Raw genomic sequence first — 19,834 nt, 5'->3', positions numbered from 1 at the left:
CCTCCCGCCTGGCCGAAAAATTGAACGCTGAGCCGCGAATGATCTCGGAAAGATAAGCACCCAATTTATGGGATATGAGGATGAGAACATGAACGCGCGCCCACTCGCCTCTGGAAGACAGCCTTCTACAACAGATGAATCGCACGAAATACCGACACTCGAAGAAATGTCCGACGCAGGATTAACTGATGGCGAGCGAGTGAGTCGAGAGGAGTCTCCTGGAGATGGAGCGCGGGTAAAGCCCGGCCCGGCTGACCTGGAACGAGATCCAAAACTATCGTTAAGAACATGCTGATTTAGCGGAATTGCTGATTTCCGGGGATGGGCATCCAAAGTTGTCATGGAATGACATTGTACAACTGGAGCAATAATGCGACCGCAAACCTCGTTTATATTTGACTTGGACGGTACGTTGACTGATAGCGTCTATCAGAACGTATCAGCCTGGAAAGAGGCACTCGACTCGGAAAATATTCCACTCGCCATGTGGCGAATCCACAGGAAGATTGGCATGAGCGGCGGGCTGATGCTTAAAACTCTATCGCGCGAAACAGGGTTGAATATCAGTGCTGATCAGGCCCAAAGGCTCAGCGAGAAGCATGCCTTGGCCTACCAGGCATTACAGAGTCAGATCATCCCGCTGCCTGGGGCTGTTGAACTCTTAACGACGCTGGCCAGCGAGCAGATGCAGTGGTGTATTGCGACCAGCGGAGGGATGGATACCGCGAAAATCAATCTCAAGGCCCTAGGCCTGGACGCCAAGGACATCAATCTCATTACCCGCGATGATGTGAAATATGGCAAACCCGACCCAGATCTATTTTTGGCAGCAGCGCATACGATGGGTGTCCCCATTGAGGGATGTCTGGTCATTGGTGACGCGATCTGGGACATGCTTGCCGCGAGACGTTGTAAGGCGACGGGGATCGGATTGCTTTCAGGGGGTTATGACACTGGGGAGCTTGAGCGGGCAGGTGCGCTTCGAGTCTACGATGATCCGCTGAGCTTGCTGCATCATTTGGATGAGGTCGCCACACGTCCATAGTTTTCTTATGACCAAGCATCATCAATCGCTTCAAGGATTACGACTCGATCCTGCAGACGAACCGGCATTTCCAGGCCGCGTCGCCTGCTCCACCGAAGACCTGACATTGGCCCCTAATTGATGGTGCTCGTCTGAAATTGAACGAAGTGCGATACAACACGCAGATAGCTGCCCCGACACGTGAGGTCAGAGATCGTCCCGCTTTATTCCATGGTAAGACAGCTGGGCAACTGCAAAAAAATTGGTCGTAATCACCGGTGCAAGCGGCATAGCCCGTGCGGCTGCTCATTCATTTGCCAGTCAGGGCGCCCGCTTGGTACTGGTACACGTGACGAAGCGGCGCTCGCTGAAATTGTCGAAAGATGTGCTGAACGCAGTACCTCGGCCCTAGCGGTTCGCACCGTGACCCGCCCGAGTCCGAAAGGATCTAATGCCCGGATGGCACGGGTGTACACTCAACTGTAAGCCCCTAGCCAATGAATTAGGTTAAGCCCTATCGAGCGCGTACTTTTGCGACGCTTTTTAACTATCCTCCAGACAAAAGTCATTTGGCTGGCTCTCGTCGAGACGAGCCACCATGCTATCTACTTTAGAAATCCGACATTTGGTGGAGCAGAGTTTTCTGCCCACTCGTTGTGAATGCACTATCGATCCAGGAGCGGCTATGACGGTTCGATTGTTTCACAGCTCTTCGAATCAAGAAGTTCTTGTCGTTACCGGTATCTCAATAGCCCAACTTAGTAACGGACATGCCATTGCTGGTCTCGTTGAAGGGCTACGGCAAGACCTTGAACTCGTATCTTATGCTCCTGGCTATACCGTAGATAATCCAACTTCGAAGTTTCAACATCGGTGACCTCTCTGGTATCGATTGAAACCGGCTTCGCAGCACCCCATCGACGTGGTGATGTTCACAGCTAACACGCGACGCACTGTTAAAATACTAATAACCAAAAGAGCCCTTTACGAGCCCTTTTGTACTCAAATCAAAACTCACGATGTCAGCCAAAACCCGACCGCTCCGACTCAAAAAATTACTTCATTTTATAAGTCGCGCTTCCTTGGACGGCTTGGCAGAAACTCATGAATACTCGACGTATAAACCGAATCCAGCGCAACTAGCCAGTCTAACTCGCTCCGACGTGGCCAAAATTTGATCTCACTTCTCCCGCTGGAGCCTCATACCTATGCAATACTTCCATTGGCTGCGCTTGAATTTCTGTTCTGAAATCTCGCCACCAGGCCAGACAAGGCACTGAAATCGCAGATTCATCAAAGCGGCGTGCCGCTAGCAGCGGAGTTTCAAATGAGCATCAGGTCGAGTGATGAGGACGAAACAGTTATAGGGACGTCCTATCTGCCTTCCCAGCAAGGGGAGGATTGCCCCCTGATCCCTCTCGACATGGGACTGCGTGACGTGCTTGAGGCCCTGCCTGAGGCCATATACACAACTGACGCCAATGGATTAATCACTTTTTACAATAAAGCGGCGGCAGCTCTGTGGGGAGTGAAGCCAAAGATTGGAGAGAGTGAGTTTTGCGGATCTTGGAAGCTCTATTGGCCCGACGGCACTCCATTGCCTCACGATCAATGCCCAATGGCCATAGCGTTGAAGGATAGGCGCCCAGTCAGAGGTCTGGAGGCCATCGCTGAGCGGCCTGATGGCACACGTGTTCGTTTTCTTGCGTACCCCTCACCGATCTTCGATGCAGCTGGGGCTCTCATCGGTGCTGTAAATATGCTGGTTGATCTGACCGATCAGACCGCCGCCGATGACGCTGCGCTCAGACATGATGCAATTGTCGAGTCCTCCGATGACGCAATCGTCGCCAAGGATCTGAACGGTACAATTATCACCTGGAATCCTGGAGCCCAACGGCTCTTCGGCTATACGCCGGAGGAAGCCATCGGAAAACCCATTGCGATGCTTATCCCCCTGGATCGACAAAATGAAGAACCAGGAATTTTGAAGCGCATACGCCAAGGTGAGCGCATCGAACATTATGAGACCATTCGGCGGCGCAAAGACGGCAGCCTTGTTGAAATATCTCTAGCCGTTTCACCTGTCAGAAATCGGGAAGGCCGAATTATCGGGGCGGCAAAAATCGCGCGCGATATCACCGAGCGTCGCCAAGCAGAAGCTCAAAGAAGCTTGCTGATCAGGGAGATGGATCACCGGATGAAAAACCTGTTCACTCTTGCCAACAGCGTTATTTCATTGAGTGCCCGCTCGGTCACAACAGCCAGTGAACTCGCTACCGCCGTCTCTGCAAGGCTGACCGCGTTGGCGAAAGCCCACGCTCTCACTATACCGAATGGTTTCAGTAGCGAGCAGGCTACGACATTGCACACCCTCATCCAAACTATCTTCGCGCCTTATGTCACCGACGGTGACAACAGCCAGCCACGCGCGGTCGTAACAGGCCCAGACATTACGATTGCCGGAAATGCAGTGACGAGCTTCGCTCTTCTGTTGCATGAGTTTGCAACCAACGCGGCGAAATATGGGGCTCTCTCTCTACCAGAGGGGTTTGTAGATATTTCCTGCAGCGAGGATGCGGGGGTGTTTACACTAGCTTGGTGCGAGAGAAACGGCCCAATAATTGAGCGCGAACCTGACAGCGCTGGTTTCGGTACTTTACTTGCTAAATCGACAGTACGCGGGCAGCTTCGCGGCGAGCTTACTCGTGAGTGGAAATCCGAAGGACTAGCAATCCGCCTAGTGTTTGGGAGGAGCAGCGTACACCCTCAGTAGGGTTGCCTGCCCTGGCTTGTTCAAAAAAAGTCCCCATCTCAGAGGCGAATTGACCAGACTGAATGTTTTAAATTGCCACTGATTAATTAGGGACGCTTTACGGCCTTCTGCCCGTATTCTCTTTCCCGTAATGAAAAACTTTATGGGCCAATGGCTGCAGCTATTTCGCGTCATCGTGGCGGAAAAATTTCAGATCAAGCACCAACGCGCGTAACGGCTTTAGGCGTTTTTCGGCAAGATCAGCCTGTCGACCAAATTCGGCGGCGTCGCAAAGCGCGCCTACAGACTGCGCCTGTTTGGCCATTTGACGAAGCAGGAAAATTCTTTCTTCCACCGTCCTTAACGTGTCCTACAGTCCTGAATCTATCGCGGCGTTAACCTCGCATATGAGGGACTTGATCGAACAAGCATGGCCGGTGTGGCCGCGAAACCTGACGATGGAGCCTTCCTCGATTTGCACTAGCACGCCGTGACAATCCGGACAGGTGAATTTGGACACCTTTCCCAACCCCCTCCAATGCGTGTGCAAAGCGCTTTGGAGAGTTCACTGGCGAGTAAATCCGCAGTGCCTACAACATCGGTTTTCACATGTTCGATTGCACTATCAGGCATTGAGCTCAACATCGCTTCGGCAAGATCTTGAACATAAGCCAGACCGCCTCGATCTTTTACCGCCCACAATCCAGCTGTGCCGTCGTCCAGTGCGCCCGATAAATTAACGCCGATCACGCGAAACCCATAATGGACTGCTGCTGAGCGAAACAGCACGTCCACTGCTGGTCACATACGGCACTCCTTGGGCACACGTTCATGGGCTGGGATATGCAGCATTACCAGAAACGCTGACGGCAAGTCACTGGGCAAGCGAATAAGCAGAGTGATCAGGGCCTATACGCCGCCTGCAGACGCTCCAATGACGATGTTGCGCTAATTGGCATCCAATTCGTTTGTCACGCTACTCTCCACCCACCACCATCGATTCGTTAGAAGCTAGCTAATAGGCCGTCCATTTGAAATTCCCAAGCGGTTCAGCGGCTGTGGCTTTGATTAGGGTTCAAAAATGCCACTCCTGCGATCATTCAGACTGTTCGGAAAAACAAGTTGTAGTGGTTATCTGCAATCCGAAGGTTGGCCAGTCATGCAAAATACCCGATACGGGCCAATCATTAAAAGTTACAAGATTTTGTTTTTTAACAGTATTTCTACTCAAGCTTATTGGCACAGTCGATGCACAACATCATAGATGCGTAGCGTTGACATATTGATCGACGCGCGTTTTACCGTGATTACTGAAGGAATCCGAGATGAACGCCATTGACCTCTTAAAAGCAGACCACGAGCGCGTGAAAGCCATTCTGACCCAGCTCAGCGAATCGACCGAGCGCGGCGTCAAAAAGCGTACTGAGTTACTTGCTAAATTAGAGATGGAGATCTCAATCCATACAAAACTCGAGGAGGAAATCCTCTACCCAGCATTCAAAGAAGCTGGAGGCAAGGAACAGGACATAATGTATTACGAAGCCAAGGAAGAGCACCGTACTGTGGACTCCCTCGTATTGCCGGATCTGAAAGCAACAGATCCGGGCACTCCGGAATTTTCTGGCCGGGTAAAGGTGGTCAAGGAGCTTTTAGAGCATCACATTGAGGAAGAAGAAACAGCGATGTTTCCTCAAGCGAACAAGCTGCTCGGCAAGGCAAAGCTGAACGAATTGGGTCAGCAAATGGAAGAAATGAAAACGCAGTATAAAAAATCGCTCTCAGACCCCAGCCTCGCGGCTTGATTGACATCTAGGGCCCGGCTTAAAGCTGGGCCTTTTTTTGTCAAAAAAAGCCCGCATTTTATGCGGGCAATGAAGGTTACTCACGCGAGCAATCCAGCTCGTACATATTTGGAGGCTCACTCTCTACAAAACGTTTAAAGAAAGTCTCTGACAACAGACCAACGGCATCCGCATAGCGACCGCTAGTCACGTCTTACTCTCTAACTCTGAACTTCCCTTCAGGATTGCTTCTCTTCCGATTACCACCAACTAATAAGAGGGGCAGGACGTCATGAGAGCACTCACCTACCACGGCGCGCACAGCGTCAAAGTCGATACTGTTCCCGATCCAACCATTGTGGATAGCGATGACATCATCCTTCGGGTGACGGCTACTGCGATTTGTGGTTCCGACCTCCATCTCTATCGCGGGAAAATTCCTACCGTTGAGCATGGAGACATTTTCGGTCATGAGTTTATGGGAATCGTTGAAGAAGCTGGCTCGGCAGTCACTGCCGTTCAACCAGGTGACCGTGTAGTGATTCCTTTCGTTATCGCCTGCGGGAGCTGCTTCTTTTGCCAAATGGATTTGTTCGCCGCGTGTGAAACGACCAACACCGGTCGTGGAGCGATTCTGAATAAAAAGGCCATCCCATCCGGTGCCGCTCTCTTTGGCTTCAGCCATATGTATGGTGGCGTGCCTGGCGGACAAGCAGAATACGTGCGTGTCCCCAAGGCCAACACCGGGCCTTTCAAAGTGCCAGGGACACTTTCGGACGAGAAGGTTTTGTTCCTCTCGGACATTTTGCCTACCGCATTTCAAGCGGTGACCAACGCCGGGATTGGAATCGGTTCAAGCATCGCCATCTATGGTGCAGGCCCAGTCGGCTTGTTGAGTGCAGCCTGCGCCAGGATGCTCGGTGCCGAGCAAATTTTCATGGTCGATCACCACCCCTACCGTCTGGCTTACGCACAGAAAACCTATGGCGTGATACCGATCAACTTCGATGAAGATGACGATCCGGCAGACACGATCATCCGACAAACCAAAGGCATGCGGGGTGTGGACGGCGTGGTGGATGCGGTTGGTTTTGAGGCCAAAGGCAGCACCACAGAGACAGTGCTCGCGACGCTCAAGCTCGAAGGCAGCAGCGGTAAAGCATTACGTCAATGTATTGCAGCAGTAAGACGTGGTGGGGTCGTCAGTGTGCCCGGTGTGTATTCAGGGTTCATCCATGGCTTCCTGTTTGGCGACGCTTTCGATAAGGGCCTGACGTTCAAGATGGGGCAGACTCATGTGCAACGCTACCTCCCCGAACTCCTTGGACATATCGAAACCGACCGCCTGTCACCCGAGGTCATCATCAGTCATCGAATGTCGCTGGAACAGGCAGCAGAGGGCTACAGGATTTTTGACAAGAAGGAAGAGGATTGCAGGAAGGTCATCCTGACTCCGGGTGACGATCACGTTGTGTTACCAGTGAACGACCCCAGCGCTGGAGTTCTGGCTACGTAGTTTAAGTACCGGCTAGCAATAGTCGAGATGACTCATTCTCGAGAGCCGTAAGTTCAAACATCTTGCGGCTCGATTTATGAGCAATCCTCAGCTCTTGGCGTACCGATCTAAAACTCTGAACCAAGCAGACTGGACGAGACTGAACTGCTCACAGTATTTCCATGGAGAGAGAAGCGTGGGTGCTATCGAATGGTTTGCCAAAGCATCCTTTCCGCATAGCCGCCGCTGCCCCATAATTCACCCAATCAGATCCACACGACTTGTTCGAATCAGAAGCTCTTGCTGCTGGAAGCGTTGCTCAATTTCTCGCTTATAAGTTTGCCACCATAGCTGATCGACCGATTCCGACATAACCTCATAAATAACGATTTCATCCTCCGCTCTCTCGTTCTCTTCCAGCTGCCATACCCCTTTTGCGGGGCTGCGTACGAAAGCAGTCACACCGCCAAACCGCTCGATAAGCTCCTCACGAACACGAGCGAAACGCTCTACCGGCTGCTTCGTGCCATCGTTGAGGGTAAGTGGCAGAAAGATTTCGACGAGGTACATGGCGGACACCACCTTCGAACTTTTACGCGGCAGAGAACTAAGGCTCTCGAGGTATCACCGAGATCTTGCCGTTTCGCTCAATGATCGCGAACTTGATTTGATCAAGGGTTTCGATCCCTTGGCTCGAACGTGCGGCCTCCATCACATCGGCCTCAACCAGTCGTGCGTGACGCAAACGCTTATGTAGGATCTCACCGTTTTCGACGATGATCGTCGGCCCCCCATCGATCAATCGTGATACCCAACTTGAGCGCTGCTTGAGCAGGGACAGTCCGACATCGATGGCAATGAGCGTGGCGATCACCAACATCGAATTGGTCAGGGAAAAGTCATCGCCCAACAATGCCTGCTGCGTTGCTTCGCCAATGATCATCAACAGCACAAAATCAAACGTCGTCAATTCGGCCAGGGAACGGCGGCCAGCAATCTTGAACAGCACCATGAGGGCCAGATACATCGCAGCTGCGCGCAATACCGAATCCATAGGTCACCTACGGGAAAATGAATTGATCCATGCTCACAGATGATGCCCCTGGGGATGTAACAAGGGTACTGAACAGTCCCAGTCCATCACCGCGCAACGTCAGGTAAAGACTCGCCCGGCCTTGAGTATCGGTTTGCAACCATAGCTTCATGCCTTGTCCGGCACTGCTGGCACGAATGGGTTCCGGTTGTAGAGATTCAATACTGAAGCCGTCGAGTAACTCCCCGGAAAGCTCTTTCAACCGTCGCATCTGGCGCGCCGATCAGACTAATCACCATCGGGTTGGAGGATCCGTTACGGTGGAACACTTCGTATTGCACCCTGACCGTTCCATCGCTGCTGTGAACATCTCGGGTGCTCAACGGCCCGCGCGAAAACAGCCCAAGCAGTGCCAGCAAAACCACCAGCGCCAAGGCATACCAGCCCCAACGCTCGAATCGCCAGACCTTGACCTGGTACGCCATGTCTTCACTTACGGGATACTCACGGCTTTGGTAATCGGTATGGCGCGTGTCATCATTCATGGTGTCTTCCTACTCTTGCTCACTGGCCAATGCGCGCCGATGGAAGTGCGGTATTAGCTTCAATGCGTGCTCGGCAGCCAGTTGCTGAACTTGGCAGCGAGATCCGAAAAATCGTTGCTCTAGGCTGAACAAGCTTCGGTAACGTCCAAACTGAAACGCCCAGGCGAAGCAAATGGTTCCAGCTGGAATACCGTCGACATCTTCCGGGCCGAGGATCCCGGTAGTCGCCACGGCGACATTGGCCGTGCTGTCATGCAATGCACCTAAAGCCATCTCTCTAGCGACTTCACAACTCGTCAGGTTGAAGGTTGCGATAGTGGAGGGACTCACCCTCAACAAACGCTGTTTGGCTTCAGGGGAGTAGACCACGTAGCCACTTTCAATCAGTGCTCCGCTTCCTTCTATCTCCGACAGCAACGTGACAATTTTCCCCGCCGTGCAGGACTCTGCCGTTGTCAGCAGCAAGGATTGCTCGCGCAGGTAGTGCACTGTTTCGCTGGCGATAGACATGACCGTTTTCCGCCGGGGTATTTTCAATGGACTCCTGCCCGACGGGTTCATTCCCAAGAATTCATCGGCCTTTGAGACCTTCGGCTTCAGCTGAGATGGGCGGCAATTTTCAGCGGACAAAAGGAAATTGTAAGAAAGAATTTCAGAGAATCAGTGTGGTCTATGCTTCACCATCGCCGAGGTTAGCAATCATGAAATTCGCAAAATTCTCCCAAGCACTCTCCAACTGGGCTGGGAGTTCTAAGACCTTCCTTACAGCTGTGGTCTTGATCGTCGTATGGGGTATGACTGGGCCCTATTTCCACTACAACGACACGTGGCAACTGATCATCAACACCTCGACAACGATCATCACGTTCTTGATGGTTTTCCTCATCCAGAACACCCAAAATCGGGACAACGACATCTTGCATTTGAAAATCGATGAGCTAATTCGAGCGACCAAAGAAGCGCAAAATGCCACCTTATGCTTGGATAAAATGGGTACAAGAGAACTGAGAAAACTGCGTGAGCAGTACAGTTCTTTGGGGGAGACGGGCGAGAACAATTTCAATACAGCCGAGGAGGATCCAGCAAAAAGTCGTTTCCCCCTATCCTCCAAACCACCTGAATCGGATCAAGATGGCTTACCTGGATGATGAGGCCTCGCCCGCTGAATCGACGCACTCGAATATGAAGGTTAACCCTTCGATTTTCGTGGGTCAGCGGCGCGAGGAAACGTCCTTTCTTCCTGAATAGTCCCGTCCTCCTTATGAATCTTGAGCGAGGCTGTTTTACCCTGAAGGAAATCGCTTGCAATTGCAGTTATTTCTGCCTTGGTAGGCGCCGTCTTCGAGGCCCTTTGTGCCCCTTCCTTTACCAGCGTCCAGTTCTTGTCGGCCTTGGTGATGTGGTAGTTTTCCATTAGTTTCTCCTAGCGCCATTGAGCGCGTTTTTCGATATGTGATCGGTTGACCACCGTCCTCCTAATGAGTTTAAAAAGGATGAAGTACTCCGATGTCATAGCCTGCTCATCTCATCCGTCACTACTGAGCACAGTCGGCTTGGGAATTGGCTTGAGCACTCAGGTAGGATTCCGAGGGGGAGTGCTCATGTCATCGCTGCTTACATCATCGCTCTCTCTCTCAATAACCAGCAGACGACTCCGAGCACCAGCGTTGCGAAGCAAAGCGCTGCAATAGTAAGCGCTGGGGTGGTCGCAGAATCGAGAATGACGAACTTCCGACTGAGCGCTAGCAACGAAATCAACAGTTCCGAACCTGAATGATGCTGTCACGCCTTAAAGCCGGGCGAACTATTGAATGCTTGAACTCTAAAGCAATGAGCACAGTGAACATTGAGCCGTAAAGGGCCTGAAAAACATTGTGGTCTAAAGGATCTAGCGCACCATCGATCAATAGCGGCTACAAACACCCTCCGGCAGAGTTGTAGCAGCGCCATTATGATTACAGATGCAATGATGATGCTTAGCGCAAGAACGACAACCTGTTCGAAGCGCTCGTATACACTCATCAGTGCCCATTGAAGCCTGAAATTTTTAAGCGTCGAATTACTCTCACGCTTTTCAGAATGAAGCTTTGACACGACTTCTCTCCACATCCGATACGACTTCGAGTACCACACTGAGGCGTTCAAAAAAGCAGTCTCGTGTCGAACCGCGAGCCGATCCAACATCGATCCTTGTAGGTGAATTCACGAGTGCTCATGCAAACGCTCATCGGCAGTGTCCCTCGGTGGGGCACTGCATTCGGCAGGTCACCCCTACTCTCGGACTGATCTCAAATATAGGTTTCACCAAATCAAATTCAAGGGCCTATATCTGGTCGTTTGAATGAGTAAATCAGAAGTGTGTCATTAGCAATTGGGGAGTGGCGCAAGGTGCCGCCCAGCGCTTTAACACAGCCTTACGCTGACGCATGGAGGCGGCACCTGGGAGCGCTAGCGCTACTTTGAAACTTCACTAACTTCAGGGTCTGATACTGGTGCGGAGGCACCGGGTGAGAGCCATGTTGCAAAGCCCCACACCAAGGTCACCCAGACAGCGCCTAAAACCAGCAAGAATGCGATGAATGATTTGATATTCATGGGATTTTACCTACCGAGTAGGTCGGGAGAAAATTGGTGGTCTAACTAAGATTTCAGAGCATGATCTTAGTTCGCTACTGCAGGCTCATCGGGCAAGAGAATGACATCGCGCAGATGCCAGTCCTCGCTGCATTTTTCATTCGCCAAGCTCTTGAGACAGTCGGTCAGCCTGCTGCAAAAAAAAGAGAACCTCCGGGCGCTGACCTTGGTCGAGTAGTTGAGTAGGCATTGGTGCCTCAACTGTCGGTCAGGGGCAGTGAAGAGCGTGCGGAGTAGAAAATGAACTATGTCACAAACGATTTGCCTGAGGCCATTCGGCGCGAGACTGAGAGGATCCTCCGCGACATCGAAAACGCCGGCTCGATGATCGTTGCTGTCAAAAGCGGGGCGAGGGCGAACGGCTTCGTGCTAGGGGTAATGTGCTCGGGAGGTCTTCCTTTGGAGCAATGCGATTTGCTATCCGCGCATTTCGACAAAGTGACTGAGATGAAGTTGAGGCAACTCGCTCTGGGCATTTAAAATTGTGTGAAAGCAATCTCTACGAAAATTACTAGGGAACGAGATGAAGCTACTCATTTTCCTTGTGGCTTTTGCTTCGTTGGCAGGCTGCACACCGTCAGCATTACACTCTCCAGAAGAGGCCGACACAGTTCCAACGTCGCGGCTCTACGGGTTCACTAAAAAATCTGATGCCCATCTAGTTGTGGTGCGTGATTCATCCCTCTCAGGTGAGAGCTGCACGATCCGACTTTTGATTGACGGAGAGCCCGCCGCAGATCTAAATCGTGGAGAGATTGCGCACTTCGGAGTCACGATCGGGACACACAGACTTTTAACGCTACCACTGGAGGGTTGCCCTAGCACTCAGATGCAGGAGGTCAAGATAACTGTTAAAGCGGGCGACGCATTGATCAGGCGTATCGACGGGACAGGCATCGATTCGATTGCGCTTTGAAATCCAGCGAGAACCGTCTTTGGAGATTCTTTAATCGAGCATTCGGCCTCATTGCTAAGGATTAGGGCTCGATATCAGTGTCGAGGAAGATGCTTAATCAAGATTCTCAGATTGCGTGCGGCGAGAAGCAGGTTCGTGAACTCCTATCGCCGTTTCCATCATCAAATGGTCAACGACTTGTGAAAGAGCCTCACTGACATTACACCCCTGGCTGAGTCCCCCTTCATAGACACACCGTTGTCGCTCTGCACTGGTGCCGTGACGCAAAATGCGGCGAGCCTGCGAAAAAACATTCTCTACACCCAAGTCTCGGGCAGTGTCACCTAGGATTTGTTCTGCCATGAAAAGCCACTGCTCAATCGAAAATGACCGATGGTAGCCCTCGATGAGAAACTCTGCGTGGATTCCAAATCGTTTAGCTCTCCATCGATTTTCCATCAAGATCCACCGAGCTTTTGGCGAGTAGGTCGATCCTGGATGAGGCTGACTAAGTGCATACGCGATCATCAATCGAAAAAAAGAGGCGATACACAATGCGTCATCTAATCGAGGGCATGCATCCGTCATTCGCAACTCCAACGTAGGGTAATTCGCAGACGGTCGCACTCCCCACCAGCAATCGCTTGGATGCTTCATTGAGCCGGTTGAGATCAAAAATGCGATGTACGCGTCATAAGCTGATTGATCCTCAAGGAACTCGGGAATACCCATTCGAGGCCACTCATCACAGGCTGTTTGGCGATAGCTGGCGAAGCCGCTGTCGGCGCCATCCCAAAATGGTGAAGAGCTACTCAAGGCCAGTAACAAAGGCATCCACGGCAACACCTCGTTCATCACCTGAATTCGATCAAAGTGATTCGGAATCTCTACATGCACGTGCAGGCCGGAAAGCAAGCTACGCTGAGCTACCCGTTGGTAATCTTGGAACAACTGAAGAAAATGTTTCTGGTTTGTGGCGTGTTGCGAACGCCAGTCCGTCAAGGGGTGAGTACCGGCGCAGAGCAAGCCTAGTTCAACTGATTCGAGAGAGCGTTGTAACTTACCGCGCGCATTAACGAAATAATCCGCTGCTTCAGGAACGCTTGTGAAAATAGGTGAAGCCACTTCGATCTGTCCCTGGAACATTTCGTAAGCGAAGCCTTGTCCCAATTCAGCCTTGCACTTTTCCGCCACTGAGCAGGATAGATTTTCCGGCATACGTCGGGTGACAGGGTCAGTTACGAAATACTCCTCTTCAATACCGAACTTCAGCTTTCTGTTCATTGGAGTCTCCTATGAGAAAGCCACTGCTTGAAACAACCGCCCCCTCCGACATTTCGCCCGGTTTTTACCACGAGCAAATCAGTGGTAGTCCTCTCCTGCGACCGCACGCAAATAGGCCTGATCCGCTTCCATTCGTAAGTCTCGCCACTCCTCCCAATTGACGATTCCTTGGCGATCCATCTCGTCAGCTTGTCGAAGCAATTCTTCGTGATAGGCATCCGGACAATCCATACGCAGCGAGCAGTTGTCGAGCGCTCGATGCCAGGAGTCCAATGCACGAAGTTTTCGTTCTTGAGCCAGCGTCAGCAAGTTTCTGAATGAGTTCATGGCTGCATGAATTCCAGAGGTATTTCTGAATGGATCAGGAGAGTCAGGTACAGGTTCAGGAGGGCCGACAAGAGGCTCTAACGCTGAGGTGTCCACACCGTTCGCTTGTACAAATTTCTTGAAAAACCCAAAATTCAGAATCCTACGATTGTCCGACAAACGTTTTGAATTTTTTTTGGCGCGCTCACTCCTTTTTCTATGAGCATAAGGAGGGTCTCATGAACACCGATCTTTTCGTCATTGAATGCAAGCTCCATGGGGAGCCGAAGTCCTTCATCATCCGTACAAAAGCAATGCGCAATGCGGATGCCTGGCATTGGGCGAGTTGTGATGCTGGATTAGCTCCTATACCGAAGCCTGGGAGACCGCCACTAAAAGTCGTCTCAAAACCTCTAGCGGAAAAGTATGGGGTGACTGACGTCAAATGGCATGAATCCGCAACGTTAGATTGGACGGAGGTTTCAACGTCATGAGCGTACACACTAAAAAAGACGATTCCGACTCGGCTGGAGACGCTGAACTAGATCGATCCAACGCTTTTTTTTGAGGCGGATCGACTGGACGCCTTCGCCTACGGCATTCTAGATACGGATGCCAAAACCGTCGAGATTTGGAAAAATTCACGGAAGCGAAAGCTATCGCGGATGCCAAGCGTGCCGATGCTTCTCGAATTTTGAAACATGCAAGACGTCAGAAAAAACGATGAGCAACAGGTACGGTGCAGGGGGAAACCTAGTGTGATAAATGCCGCTATGCACCTGGATTAGTAAGTTGAATATACACAGACCAAATAGCTAGTAGCACCCAAAATGTCGCGAAGATCCAAGGGGTACGAACGGAAAATAGCAATGCCTTTCGATACCCCTTGTGCGTCGACTCACGTTCGCTGAACAGCGGCGATTCGTCATATGCGAGCCCCATCATCGGTTCACTTCTCAGGAGCTCGCTCTGTTTGTAATACCAGTGATCAATGATGTCATATGCCGCTCGAATGCCAGGCCAGGCATTCAACGAGCTAAGCACTCCTAACAACGCTAGAAACGGCGGCACCACCAGCGTAAACAGCTTTCCCCATTCGGGGTTGAGATTGGCCATACAAGATGCAAAGGCGATGACCAAAAAGGATTGTGCTGCCAAATAAGCATCAGTTCGATTCGCCAAGATGCTTGTCTCGTACTGAATCTCCCTTCGGTAAAAATCCAACCTTTCCTTGGGCGAGCCGAACATCTTTGCGTTATGCTCGCTCAGCTGAGTGTCGTCTAGGCGGGAAGTCAAAATTTTCGGCAAGATGAATTCGCTCTGATCAGTTAATACGAAGCTCGTGTTCAGCCCAACGCTGTGTCGAGAAACATCATGACCCCGAAACCAAGCATTAGACCCAGCGTCGCGGGCGTCTCGTGCCCATTACGATGTGTTTCGGGAATGACTTCATGGGAGACGACAAAAATCATCGCTCCTGCCGCAAGGCCTAAAGCAACGGGGTAGCCTAGGGCGAAACTTGTGGAGATGCCGAGGCCGACTACAGCCCCTAAAGGCTCCATCAGTCCAGACCCGACGGCAATCAAAGCAGCACGCAGTGCGGAGATACCTGTAACTCGCAGAGCCAATGCAACAGCAAGCCCCTCCGGGATGTCCTGGATGGCAATCGCAGTGGTCAGCGGCAAACCCACCTTCATATCCCCATTGGCAAAGCTGACGCCGATGGCCATGCCCTCTGGCAAGTTATGCAGCGTAATGGCCAGGACGAAAAGCCATACTCGATTGAAGCGCTGAGCCTCAGGGCCTTTGCGTCCACTCTCCAGATGCTCATGGGGGACGAACCGCTCCAAACCAATCATAAGTGCCACGCCCAATCCCAATCCCAACACCACGACACACGCAGCTAACAACTTGTTATCGCAAATAGACTGGGCCGCCTCGATACCAGGGAGGATGAGTGAGAAAGAACTGGCGGCGAGCATCATGCCGGCTGCAAACCCAAGCATGATGTCCTGGGTACGTGCGGTGATGTCGCGCAAGACCACCGCTACGACGGCACCGAGCGCAGTCGCGCCAAAGCCAGATAGGCCTCCTAGAAATGCATAGTGCAAGTTGATCCGATTTGCCCCGGTGAAAGCGCTGTACCCGCTGATAAGCAGTAGAACGGTCACCCCAACGAGGGTTGACCAAAAAAAGATGCTCATCCACCCGCAACTTTTTTCTGGGTCGAACCCGGAATGCCACGATGCTCTAACAGGAGCGGACGGCTCGGACATGAGGCCTCCTATTTCCCGTTGGAACGCTTATGAGAAGCTCTCGGTGCGACTGTGAGGATCTGTTTCGATATCCGTTGCGCCTCTCGCTCAAACGACATCACGGTGGTGTCGAATAGACGGGAAGCGCCCTTTACGGACACTGCGGAAAAACCCTTCGAATTAGAAAACATTTGGTTCACCTCAATGCTTCAGTAAATGAAAAGCACCGCACGCCAGAACGGCGTGCGGTGACCTCCATTAGGCTTCTTCACGTCCTTGGACACCCGCGCCCAGATCTGCACCCGTTATTGGATTGCTTTCGGGGTCAGACATCGTGCGGGCTTTCATGTCCATCAGTAGCGAATCTTCTTCAGCGCTCAGCTCCACACTTGCTGTGCCATCTCCGCCATCGACTGCCGGCTTAGGATCTTCCACGTAATCCCAATCGTCACCTTGGTTCCACGGCCCTCGAGTGCTTTCTTCGCCTTGGGACAAGTTGAAATAGACGTTGGTGAACTCAGGCATGCCAGGCAGCTTGCCTTGCGGGAAGTTCGGCTGGATTGAGTGCAAGGCTTTTTCAAAGGACAGTTGATGCGCGATCTCACGCGTCATAAGAAACCCTAGGGCCTCTTTCACGCCGGGATCGTCAGTGACGTTCATCAGACGCTCGTAAACGATCTTGGCGCGGGCTTCAGCAGCGATGTTGGAGCGCATATCAGCCGTGGGCTCACCAATGGTATCGACGTAAGCTGCCGACCACGGCACACCTGCAGAGTTGGTCAGTGGTGCACCCGCCCCGTACAGCAGACAGGTGATGTGCGAGTCGTTACCTGCGCCGTTGATAGCGCGATACAGTTCGCCCTCCTCTTCCACGCCTTCGGCCAAGCGGCCTTTGGCACCTTTGTTAAGCATCACAATGATTGAACCGACGATCTCAAGGTGGCTGAGCTCCTCGGTGGCAATGTCCATCAGCAGATCCTTTCTTCCTGGATCATCTTCGGCCAATGCTTGAGTGAAGTACCGAGACGCAGCCGCTAGCTCGCCCTGCGCTCCGCCAAATTGCTCGAGTAAAAGGTTCGCCAAACCTGGATTAGGTTGGGCGACGCGCACGGTGTATTGAAGTCGTTTGTTATGTAAGAACATGACGAATCTCCTCAGGCCTAAAAGGCGTCGATACTCATTCGGTGATCGACCGAATGCGGCGCCCACAGTCATCTGAAGGTGCAGCCCTGCCAAAAATTTTAAAAAGATTGGCTGCTCGCGACCGGCGGTTTTTAGCCGTGCAAATTACCCGTTTTCTCGCCAGTCGTCGGTCATTATTCAATCGATTCAAACTTTCGTTTACCCGCAGATCTCAACCGCTGTCACGATCATTTCGGGGTGAGTGCTGCCGACTACTCAGCCAGACTTTTGACTCTCTCCACTCATTAAAATCGACGCTTAATCGATTAGAAAAGTCAAAAGGTCAATGGGATCGCAGGCAAAAAATCTCGAACTCCATCTACGCCGCTATATCCAATGTTAAAGCCAATGGAGGTAAGCGAAATGAACAGCGATGACCGCGATAACGACGTCGAATCGGAAGCGACATTAAACGCTCCACTCACCGATACCTCGGACAAACCTGTGAATGTGGTCGAAAGAGATTTACAGGATGCGGACAGCGACACCAAAGGCGTCGATGCATCCATTACGCCCACTTCAACCCGAACCAAAGAGCAGGACGCTGAGGAGTTCAATCGAAAAACAGCAGAGATAGAGCGCAAGGTTGCGGATGGTAACTAGCTGGGGACTTGCTACGTTTGACCGGATGAAAGCGGGAGGTCAGTGTCAGACCTCCCGTCTTTCATTCATTCTTTTACGAAGTGCCTAATCCACGTGATAGATCCGCTGGTGCATCGGATGCTGCCCGGTGATCCCCTTTCGGATTCGCATCTGCGTCCGAGTGTTCAGTCGTCTTTGTCACAGTATCGCGCACCGCCTCAAAGCCCTCACGTGCCTGTTGCTTAACCTTGTCGGCCAGTCCCGCGCTTGTCTTGCCAAGATACCGTTGCTCGGTCGCCGTCGAAGGCAACGCAGCCCCCAGCATGGCACCTAACGCGATGCCCGCTGCGGCGACCATCAGAGGTTGCTCCTTGAGCAAATGACTAAATTGATTAGTCATCATTTGGGAACTGCGCACTAACCGGTCGCTGGCATCATGGACGGCGTGACTAATATTATCGGTGGCCGTACCTAGATTATCCGTCAGGTTGGCGGCCTTGCCTTTGACGGTCTGGTAGCCCTCCTTGAGAGAGTCCGTGGTGTGGTGCAAATGGTCACGCGCGCTGTCTATGCCGTCTGCCAGCCCGTCGGCCCACTCTCCGACTTTGTTCTGATCCGGGCCCACGCGATAGCCAGGTCGTGGGGCTGGAGGGCGATTCTGGCTCATCATCAACCACAACAATCCAACCGACGTCACTACTGCGGGAACAGGATTATTACGAACACTGGTTCCCAGGTTAGTCAGGAATATCGTGCCGTTGCTCTGCATAAAGCCCAGGGCCTGATCGAATACCTGGCCAGGGGTGAATTTGCTTTCCAGTGCATCGACGATGTTACCGATACTGGCCCGTTGCGCGTCGATTTCACGCTCGATGGCCTCGGGGCTTTTCTGCGATTCGGTTTCGAAATCAGTGGTCATGAGACTTTCCTCCGCAGCGCTTCCTGATCTTTATTTAAAGCATCCAGCGTGCGATCAGGCTTGAAGTTGGACGGTTCGAATTGTTTTTTTCCTGACTGCAGCATGGCGAACCCTACGATCATCACCACGACCCCCACAATCAACGCAGCCAGCCATGGCGCCATCACCATGCTCAAACCGTAGACCGCAGACAACAACAGAATGATGAACCCCGCCAAGAGCACGATTGCACCGCCCGCAACACCCGCGATGCCTGCCTTCAGCGTCGTGAGGCTGGCTTGTAGCTCAGCCTTGGCTAAAGCGAGCTCCTTGGTGAACAAAGCAGGTACTTCACGAGATAGCTGCCGTATCAACCCGACGACCGAAGCGTCGGGATCAGGCACAGTCACTGGTCTTGAGCCCGGAAAATCTGGATCATCTCTGTTCATCACAGTGCTCCTTTGAAGTTTGTTGAACCGGGTGTCGAGTTCGTTGCGAAGTCCGAAGCATGATCATGCTCATTCGGCGAAGCCGGGGTGATGCCAGTGGCCAGACCGGGGCTTTGATCGGTGCGAGATGGAACGGAGGTTTCATAGGGTCGTTGAGCGCCAAAACCACCGGACGGAGGCTTTGAGTTACCTGCTGCCGGATCACTGGCATCAGTGAATGTCGCCGCAGGCGAGCTCCCTGCTTTCAGGAAGCGCGACAGGCCAAAGCCCAGCGCAACACTGCCGGCGATGAAGAGTGCAGGGTTGTTACGTGCCAGGTCGGCGGCGTCGTGAAGTAGCTGTTCGGCACTTTTTCCACGCAGATTGCCCGCTAGGCCACTCATGGATTCCGCCATGTCCGCGAGGTAGTCGGACATGCCAAGTGTATCCTTGCTTTCAATCTCGGAAACGAAGGATTTCGCCCCTTGAGCCAGAGCTTCGATCTGGTCTGCTGCCGTGTCGCGGTATTGCCCAAACTGCGCGTCCGCTTGCTGCCTGGCGTCTCCAAGCGCGTCAGTAACGTTTTCTTTCAAGTGTTCGAAGTTCTGCTCTGTCCCGCCGGAGTTGGGTTTATCTGGCTGACTCCCGGTGGTGCTGTCTGAAGTATTCATGTCGTCCCTCGCCTTCTGTATTGAAAAGCGTTATCAGGGTTCGCCACAAATTAACCGTAGCCCCCC

Annotated in this window: 24 protein-coding genes and 1 pseudogene; 9 read left to right on the top strand and 16 right to left on the bottom strand. The window is 52.3% G+C overall.

Features of this window, described 5'->3' with window-relative positions; all coding sequences use genetic code 11:
• Nucleotides 1-370 precede the first annotated feature (370 nt).
• The 3 genes from ACIPL2_RS07695 to ACIPL2_RS07685 all read left to right on the top strand — a co-directional run bounded on the left by ACIPL2_RS07695 (nt 371) and on the right by ACIPL2_RS07685 (nt 3,800).
• On the top strand, nt 371-1,045 hold the full coding sequence (locus ACIPL2_RS07695; RefSeq protein WP_401354552.1) for an HAD family hydrolase: 675 nt from the start codon (nt 371-373) through the stop codon (nt 1,043-1,045).
• Nucleotides 1,046-1,622: 577 nt separating this feature from the next.
• Entirely contained in the window at nt 1,623-1,901 is a 279-nt protein-coding gene (locus ACIPL2_RS07690) for a DUF1652 domain-containing protein (protein ID WP_401354549.1), read from the top strand.
• Nucleotides 1,902-2,351: 450 nt separating this feature from the next.
• Complete coding sequence (locus ACIPL2_RS07685; RefSeq protein ID WP_401354547.1) at nt 2,352-3,800, top strand: PAS domain S-box protein; 1,449 nt, start codon at nt 2,352-2,354, stop codon at nt 3,798-3,800.
• Nucleotides 3,801-3,960: 160 nt separating this feature from the next.
• Here ACIPL2_RS07685 and ACIPL2_RS07680 read toward each other — a convergent pair whose 3' ends face one another.
• Both ACIPL2_RS07680 and ACIPL2_RS07675 read right to left on the bottom strand, forming a co-directional pair.
• The gene (locus tag ACIPL2_RS07680) at nt 3,961-4,134 is read right to left on the bottom strand and encodes a hypothetical protein (RefSeq protein ID WP_401354544.1); all 174 of its coding nucleotides are present in this window, start codon (nt 4,132-4,134) and stop codon (nt 3,961-3,963) included.
• 125 nt (nt 4,135-4,259) lie between these two features.
• Entirely contained in the window at nt 4,260-4,529 is a 270-nt protein-coding gene (locus ACIPL2_RS07675) for a chemotaxis protein CheB (protein ID WP_401354805.1), read from the bottom strand.
• A gap of 575 nt (nt 4,530-5,104) precedes the next feature.
• On the opposite strand from ACIPL2_RS07675, the gene ACIPL2_RS07670 reads away from it, so the two are divergent.
• Both ACIPL2_RS07670 and ACIPL2_RS07665 read left to right on the top strand, forming a co-directional pair.
• Nucleotides 5,105-5,581, top strand: coding sequence for a hemerythrin domain-containing protein (locus tag ACIPL2_RS07670; protein WP_401354541.1), 477 nt, complete (start codon nt 5,105-5,107; stop codon nt 5,579-5,581).
• Nucleotides 5,582-5,852: 271 nt separating this feature from the next.
• Nucleotides 5,853-7,076, top strand: a complete 1,224-nt coding sequence (locus ACIPL2_RS07665; protein ID WP_401354539.1) for a zinc-dependent alcohol dehydrogenase — start codon at nt 5,853-5,855, stop codon at nt 7,074-7,076.
• Between the two features lie 237 nt (nt 7,077-7,313).
• Here ACIPL2_RS07665 and ACIPL2_RS07660 read toward each other — a convergent pair whose 3' ends face one another.
• The 4 genes from ACIPL2_RS07660 to ACIPL2_RS07645 form a co-directional block, all read right to left on the bottom strand.
• Nucleotides 7,314-7,625, bottom strand: a complete 312-nt coding sequence (locus ACIPL2_RS07660; protein ID WP_401354537.1) for a hypothetical protein — start codon at nt 7,623-7,625, stop codon at nt 7,314-7,316.
• 37 nt (nt 7,626-7,662) lie between these two features.
• Nucleotides 7,663-8,109 carry a DUF421 domain-containing protein gene (locus ACIPL2_RS07655; RefSeq protein WP_401354535.1) on the bottom strand — a complete coding sequence of 149 codons (447 nt, stop codon included), beginning with the start codon at nt 8,107-8,109 and terminating at the stop codon, nt 7,663-7,665.
• Between the two features lie 197 nt (nt 8,110-8,306).
• Nucleotides 8,307-8,633: a hypothetical protein gene (locus ACIPL2_RS07650; RefSeq protein WP_401354533.1), complete on the bottom strand. Its 327-nt coding sequence runs from the start codon at nt 8,631-8,633 to the stop codon at nt 8,307-8,309.
• A gap of 9 nt (nt 8,634-8,642) precedes the next feature.
• Nucleotides 8,643-9,143: a CinA family protein gene (locus ACIPL2_RS07645; RefSeq protein WP_401354531.1), complete on the bottom strand. Its 501-nt coding sequence runs from the start codon at nt 9,141-9,143 to the stop codon at nt 8,643-8,645.
• 191 nt (nt 9,144-9,334) lie between these two features.
• Between ACIPL2_RS07645 and ACIPL2_RS07640 the strand changes: the two genes are divergently transcribed.
• A complete protein-coding gene (locus ACIPL2_RS07640) occupies nt 9,335-9,781 on the top strand; it encodes a low affinity iron permease family protein (RefSeq protein WP_401354529.1) in 447 nt (148 codons plus the stop codon).
• 41 nt (nt 9,782-9,822) lie between these two features.
• On the opposite strand, the gene ACIPL2_RS07635 is transcribed toward ACIPL2_RS07640, so the two are convergent.
• Nucleotides 9,823-10,047 carry a DUF2188 domain-containing protein gene (locus ACIPL2_RS07635; protein WP_401354527.1) on the bottom strand — a complete coding sequence of 75 codons (225 nt, stop codon included), beginning with the start codon at nt 10,045-10,047 and terminating at the stop codon, nt 9,823-9,825.
• A gap of 200 nt (nt 10,048-10,247) precedes the next feature.
• Nucleotides 10,248-10,655 (bottom strand): annotated as a pseudogene (locus tag ACIPL2_RS07630) (phosphate-starvation-inducible PsiE family protein).
• An 852-nt stretch (nt 10,656-11,507) separates the two neighbouring features.
• On the opposite strand from ACIPL2_RS07630, the gene ACIPL2_RS07625 reads away from it, so the two are divergent.
• Nucleotides 11,508-11,747 (top strand): hypothetical protein, encoded by a 240-nt coding sequence (locus ACIPL2_RS07625; protein WP_401354524.1) that lies wholly within the window; start codon nt 11,508-11,510, stop codon nt 11,745-11,747.
• Nucleotides 11,748-12,276: 529 nt separating this feature from the next.
• Here the strand turns inward: ACIPL2_RS07625 and ACIPL2_RS07620 are convergent.
• Entirely contained in the window at nt 12,277-13,446 is a 1,170-nt protein-coding gene (locus ACIPL2_RS07620; protein WP_401354522.1) for a carboxylate-amine ligase, read from the bottom strand.
• A gap of 78 nt (nt 13,447-13,524) precedes the next feature.
• The gene (locus tag ACIPL2_RS07615; protein WP_123364288.1) at nt 13,525-13,773 is read right to left on the bottom strand and encodes a hypothetical protein; all 249 of its coding nucleotides are present in this window, start codon (nt 13,771-13,773) and stop codon (nt 13,525-13,527) included.
• 218 nt (nt 13,774-13,991) lie between these two features.
• Here ACIPL2_RS07615 and ACIPL2_RS07610 point away from each other — a divergent pair, with 218 nt between their 5' ends.
• Nucleotides 13,992-14,246 (top strand): DUF6555 family protein, encoded by a 255-nt coding sequence (locus ACIPL2_RS07610; protein ID WP_401354519.1) that lies wholly within the window; start codon nt 13,992-13,994, stop codon nt 14,244-14,246.
• 277 nt (nt 14,247-14,523) lie between these two features.
• Here ACIPL2_RS07610 and ACIPL2_RS07605 read toward each other — a convergent pair whose 3' ends face one another.
• The 3 genes from ACIPL2_RS07605 to ACIPL2_RS07595 form a co-directional block, all read right to left on the bottom strand.
• A complete protein-coding gene (locus ACIPL2_RS07605) occupies nt 14,524-15,060 on the bottom strand; it encodes a hypothetical protein (RefSeq protein ID WP_401354517.1) in 537 nt (178 codons plus the stop codon).
• 38 nt (nt 15,061-15,098) lie between these two features.
• On the bottom strand, nt 15,099-16,028 hold the full coding sequence (locus ACIPL2_RS07600; protein ID WP_401354515.1) for a ZIP family metal transporter: 930 nt from the start codon (nt 16,026-16,028) through the stop codon (nt 15,099-15,101).
• A gap of 237 nt (nt 16,029-16,265) precedes the next feature.
• The gene (locus tag ACIPL2_RS07595) at nt 16,266-17,150 is read right to left on the bottom strand and encodes a manganese catalase family protein (protein WP_401354513.1); all 885 of its coding nucleotides are present in this window, start codon (nt 17,148-17,150) and stop codon (nt 16,266-16,268) included.
• Between the two features lie 402 nt (nt 17,151-17,552).
• Here ACIPL2_RS07595 and ACIPL2_RS07590 point away from each other — a divergent pair, with 402 nt between their 5' ends.
• A complete protein-coding gene (locus tag ACIPL2_RS07590) occupies nt 17,553-17,792 on the top strand; it encodes a hypothetical protein (protein WP_401354511.1) in 240 nt (79 codons plus the stop codon).
• A 73-nt stretch (nt 17,793-17,865) separates the two neighbouring features.
• Here the strand turns inward: ACIPL2_RS07590 and ACIPL2_RS07585 are convergent, their stop codons facing one another.
• The 3 genes from ACIPL2_RS07585 to ACIPL2_RS07575 are packed head-to-tail and all read right to left on the bottom strand — an operon-like array spanning nt 17,866 to nt 19,768.
• Complete coding sequence (locus ACIPL2_RS07585) at nt 17,866-18,690, bottom strand: DUF3618 domain-containing protein (protein ID WP_401354509.1); 825 nt, start codon at nt 18,688-18,690, stop codon at nt 17,866-17,868.
• Nucleotides 18,687-19,118: a phage holin family protein gene (locus tag ACIPL2_RS07580; RefSeq protein WP_401354508.1), complete on the bottom strand. Its 432-nt coding sequence runs from the start codon at nt 19,116-19,118 to the stop codon at nt 18,687-18,689. The genes ACIPL2_RS07585 and ACIPL2_RS07580 overlap by 4 nt, the downstream gene beginning before the upstream one ends.
• Nucleotides 19,118-19,768: a hypothetical protein gene (locus ACIPL2_RS07575; protein WP_401354506.1), complete on the bottom strand. Its 651-nt coding sequence runs from the start codon at nt 19,766-19,768 to the stop codon at nt 19,118-19,120. The genes ACIPL2_RS07580 and ACIPL2_RS07575 overlap by 1 nt, the downstream gene beginning before the upstream one ends.
• Nucleotides 19,769-19,834: the final 66 nt, after the last annotated feature.

The sequence above is a fragment of the Pseudomonas sp. NPDC086251 genome (genome assembly GCF_044746405.1).
Classification (GTDB): Bacteria; Pseudomonadota; Gammaproteobacteria; order Pseudomonadales; family Pseudomonadaceae; genus Aquipseudomonas.
This window is presented reverse-complemented; position numbering and strand designations above follow the sequence as displayed.

Coding starts and splice junctions, on each gene's coding strand:
- ACIPL2_RS07610 (WP_401354519.1), top strand. CDS start 13,992: ATGAACACCGATCTTTTCGTCATTGAATGCAAGCTCCATGGGGAGCCG.
- ACIPL2_RS07650 (WP_401354533.1), bottom strand. CDS start 8,633: ATGAATGATGACACGCGCCATACCGATTACCAAAGCCGTGAGTATCCC.
- ACIPL2_RS07660 (WP_401354537.1), bottom strand. CDS start 7,625: ATGTACCTCGTCGAAATCTTTCTGCCACTTACCCTCAACGATGGCACG.
- ACIPL2_RS07625 (WP_401354524.1), top strand. CDS start 11,508: ATGAACTATGTCACAAACGATTTGCCTGAGGCCATTCGGCGCGAGACT.
- ACIPL2_RS07685 (WP_401354547.1), top strand. CDS start 2,352: ATGAGCATCAGGTCGAGTGATGAGGACGAAACAGTTATAGGGACGTCC.
- ACIPL2_RS07690 (WP_401354549.1), top strand. CDS start 1,623: ATGCTATCTACTTTAGAAATCCGACATTTGGTGGAGCAGAGTTTTCTG.
- ACIPL2_RS07635 (WP_401354527.1), bottom strand. CDS start 10,047: ATGGAAAACTACCACATCACCAAGGCCGACAAGAACTGGACGCTGGTA.
- ACIPL2_RS07585 (WP_401354509.1), bottom strand. CDS start 18,690: ATGACCACTGATTTCGAAACCGAATCGCAGAAAAGCCCCGAGGCCATC.
- ACIPL2_RS07695 (WP_401354552.1), top strand. CDS start 371: ATGCGACCGCAAACCTCGTTTATATTTGACTTGGACGGTACGTTGACT.
- ACIPL2_RS07595 (WP_401354513.1), bottom strand. CDS start 17,150: ATGTTCTTACATAACAAACGACTTCAATACACCGTGCGCGTCGCCCAA.
- ACIPL2_RS07640 (WP_401354529.1), top strand. CDS start 9,335: ATGAAATTCGCAAAATTCTCCCAAGCACTCTCCAACTGGGCTGGGAGT.
- ACIPL2_RS07615 (WP_123364288.1), bottom strand. CDS start 13,773: ATGAACTCATTCAGAAACTTGCTGACGCTGGCTCAAGAACGAAAACTT.
- ACIPL2_RS07665 (WP_401354539.1), top strand. CDS start 5,853: ATGAGAGCACTCACCTACCACGGCGCGCACAGCGTCAAAGTCGATACT.
- ACIPL2_RS07670 (WP_401354541.1), top strand. CDS start 5,105: ATGAACGCCATTGACCTCTTAAAAGCAGACCACGAGCGCGTGAAAGCC.
- ACIPL2_RS07575 (WP_401354506.1), bottom strand. CDS start 19,768: ATGAATACTTCAGACAGCACCACCGGGAGTCAGCCAGATAAACCCAAC.
- ACIPL2_RS07655 (WP_401354535.1), bottom strand. CDS start 8,109: ATGGATTCGGTATTGCGCGCAGCTGCGATGTATCTGGCCCTCATGGTG.
- ACIPL2_RS07645 (WP_401354531.1), bottom strand. CDS start 9,143: ATGTCTATCGCCAGCGAAACAGTGCACTACCTGCGCGAGCAATCCTTG.
- ACIPL2_RS07580 (WP_401354508.1), bottom strand. CDS start 19,118: ATGAACAGAGATGATCCAGATTTTCCGGGCTCAAGACCAGTGACTGTG.
- ACIPL2_RS07600 (WP_401354515.1), bottom strand. CDS start 16,028: ATGTCCGAGCCGTCCGCTCCTGTTAGAGCATCGTGGCATTCCGGGTTC.
- ACIPL2_RS07620 (WP_401354522.1), bottom strand. CDS start 13,446: ATGAACAGAAAGCTGAAGTTCGGTATTGAAGAGGAGTATTTCGTAACT.
- ACIPL2_RS07590 (WP_401354511.1), top strand. CDS start 17,553: ATGAACAGCGATGACCGCGATAACGACGTCGAATCGGAAGCGACATTA.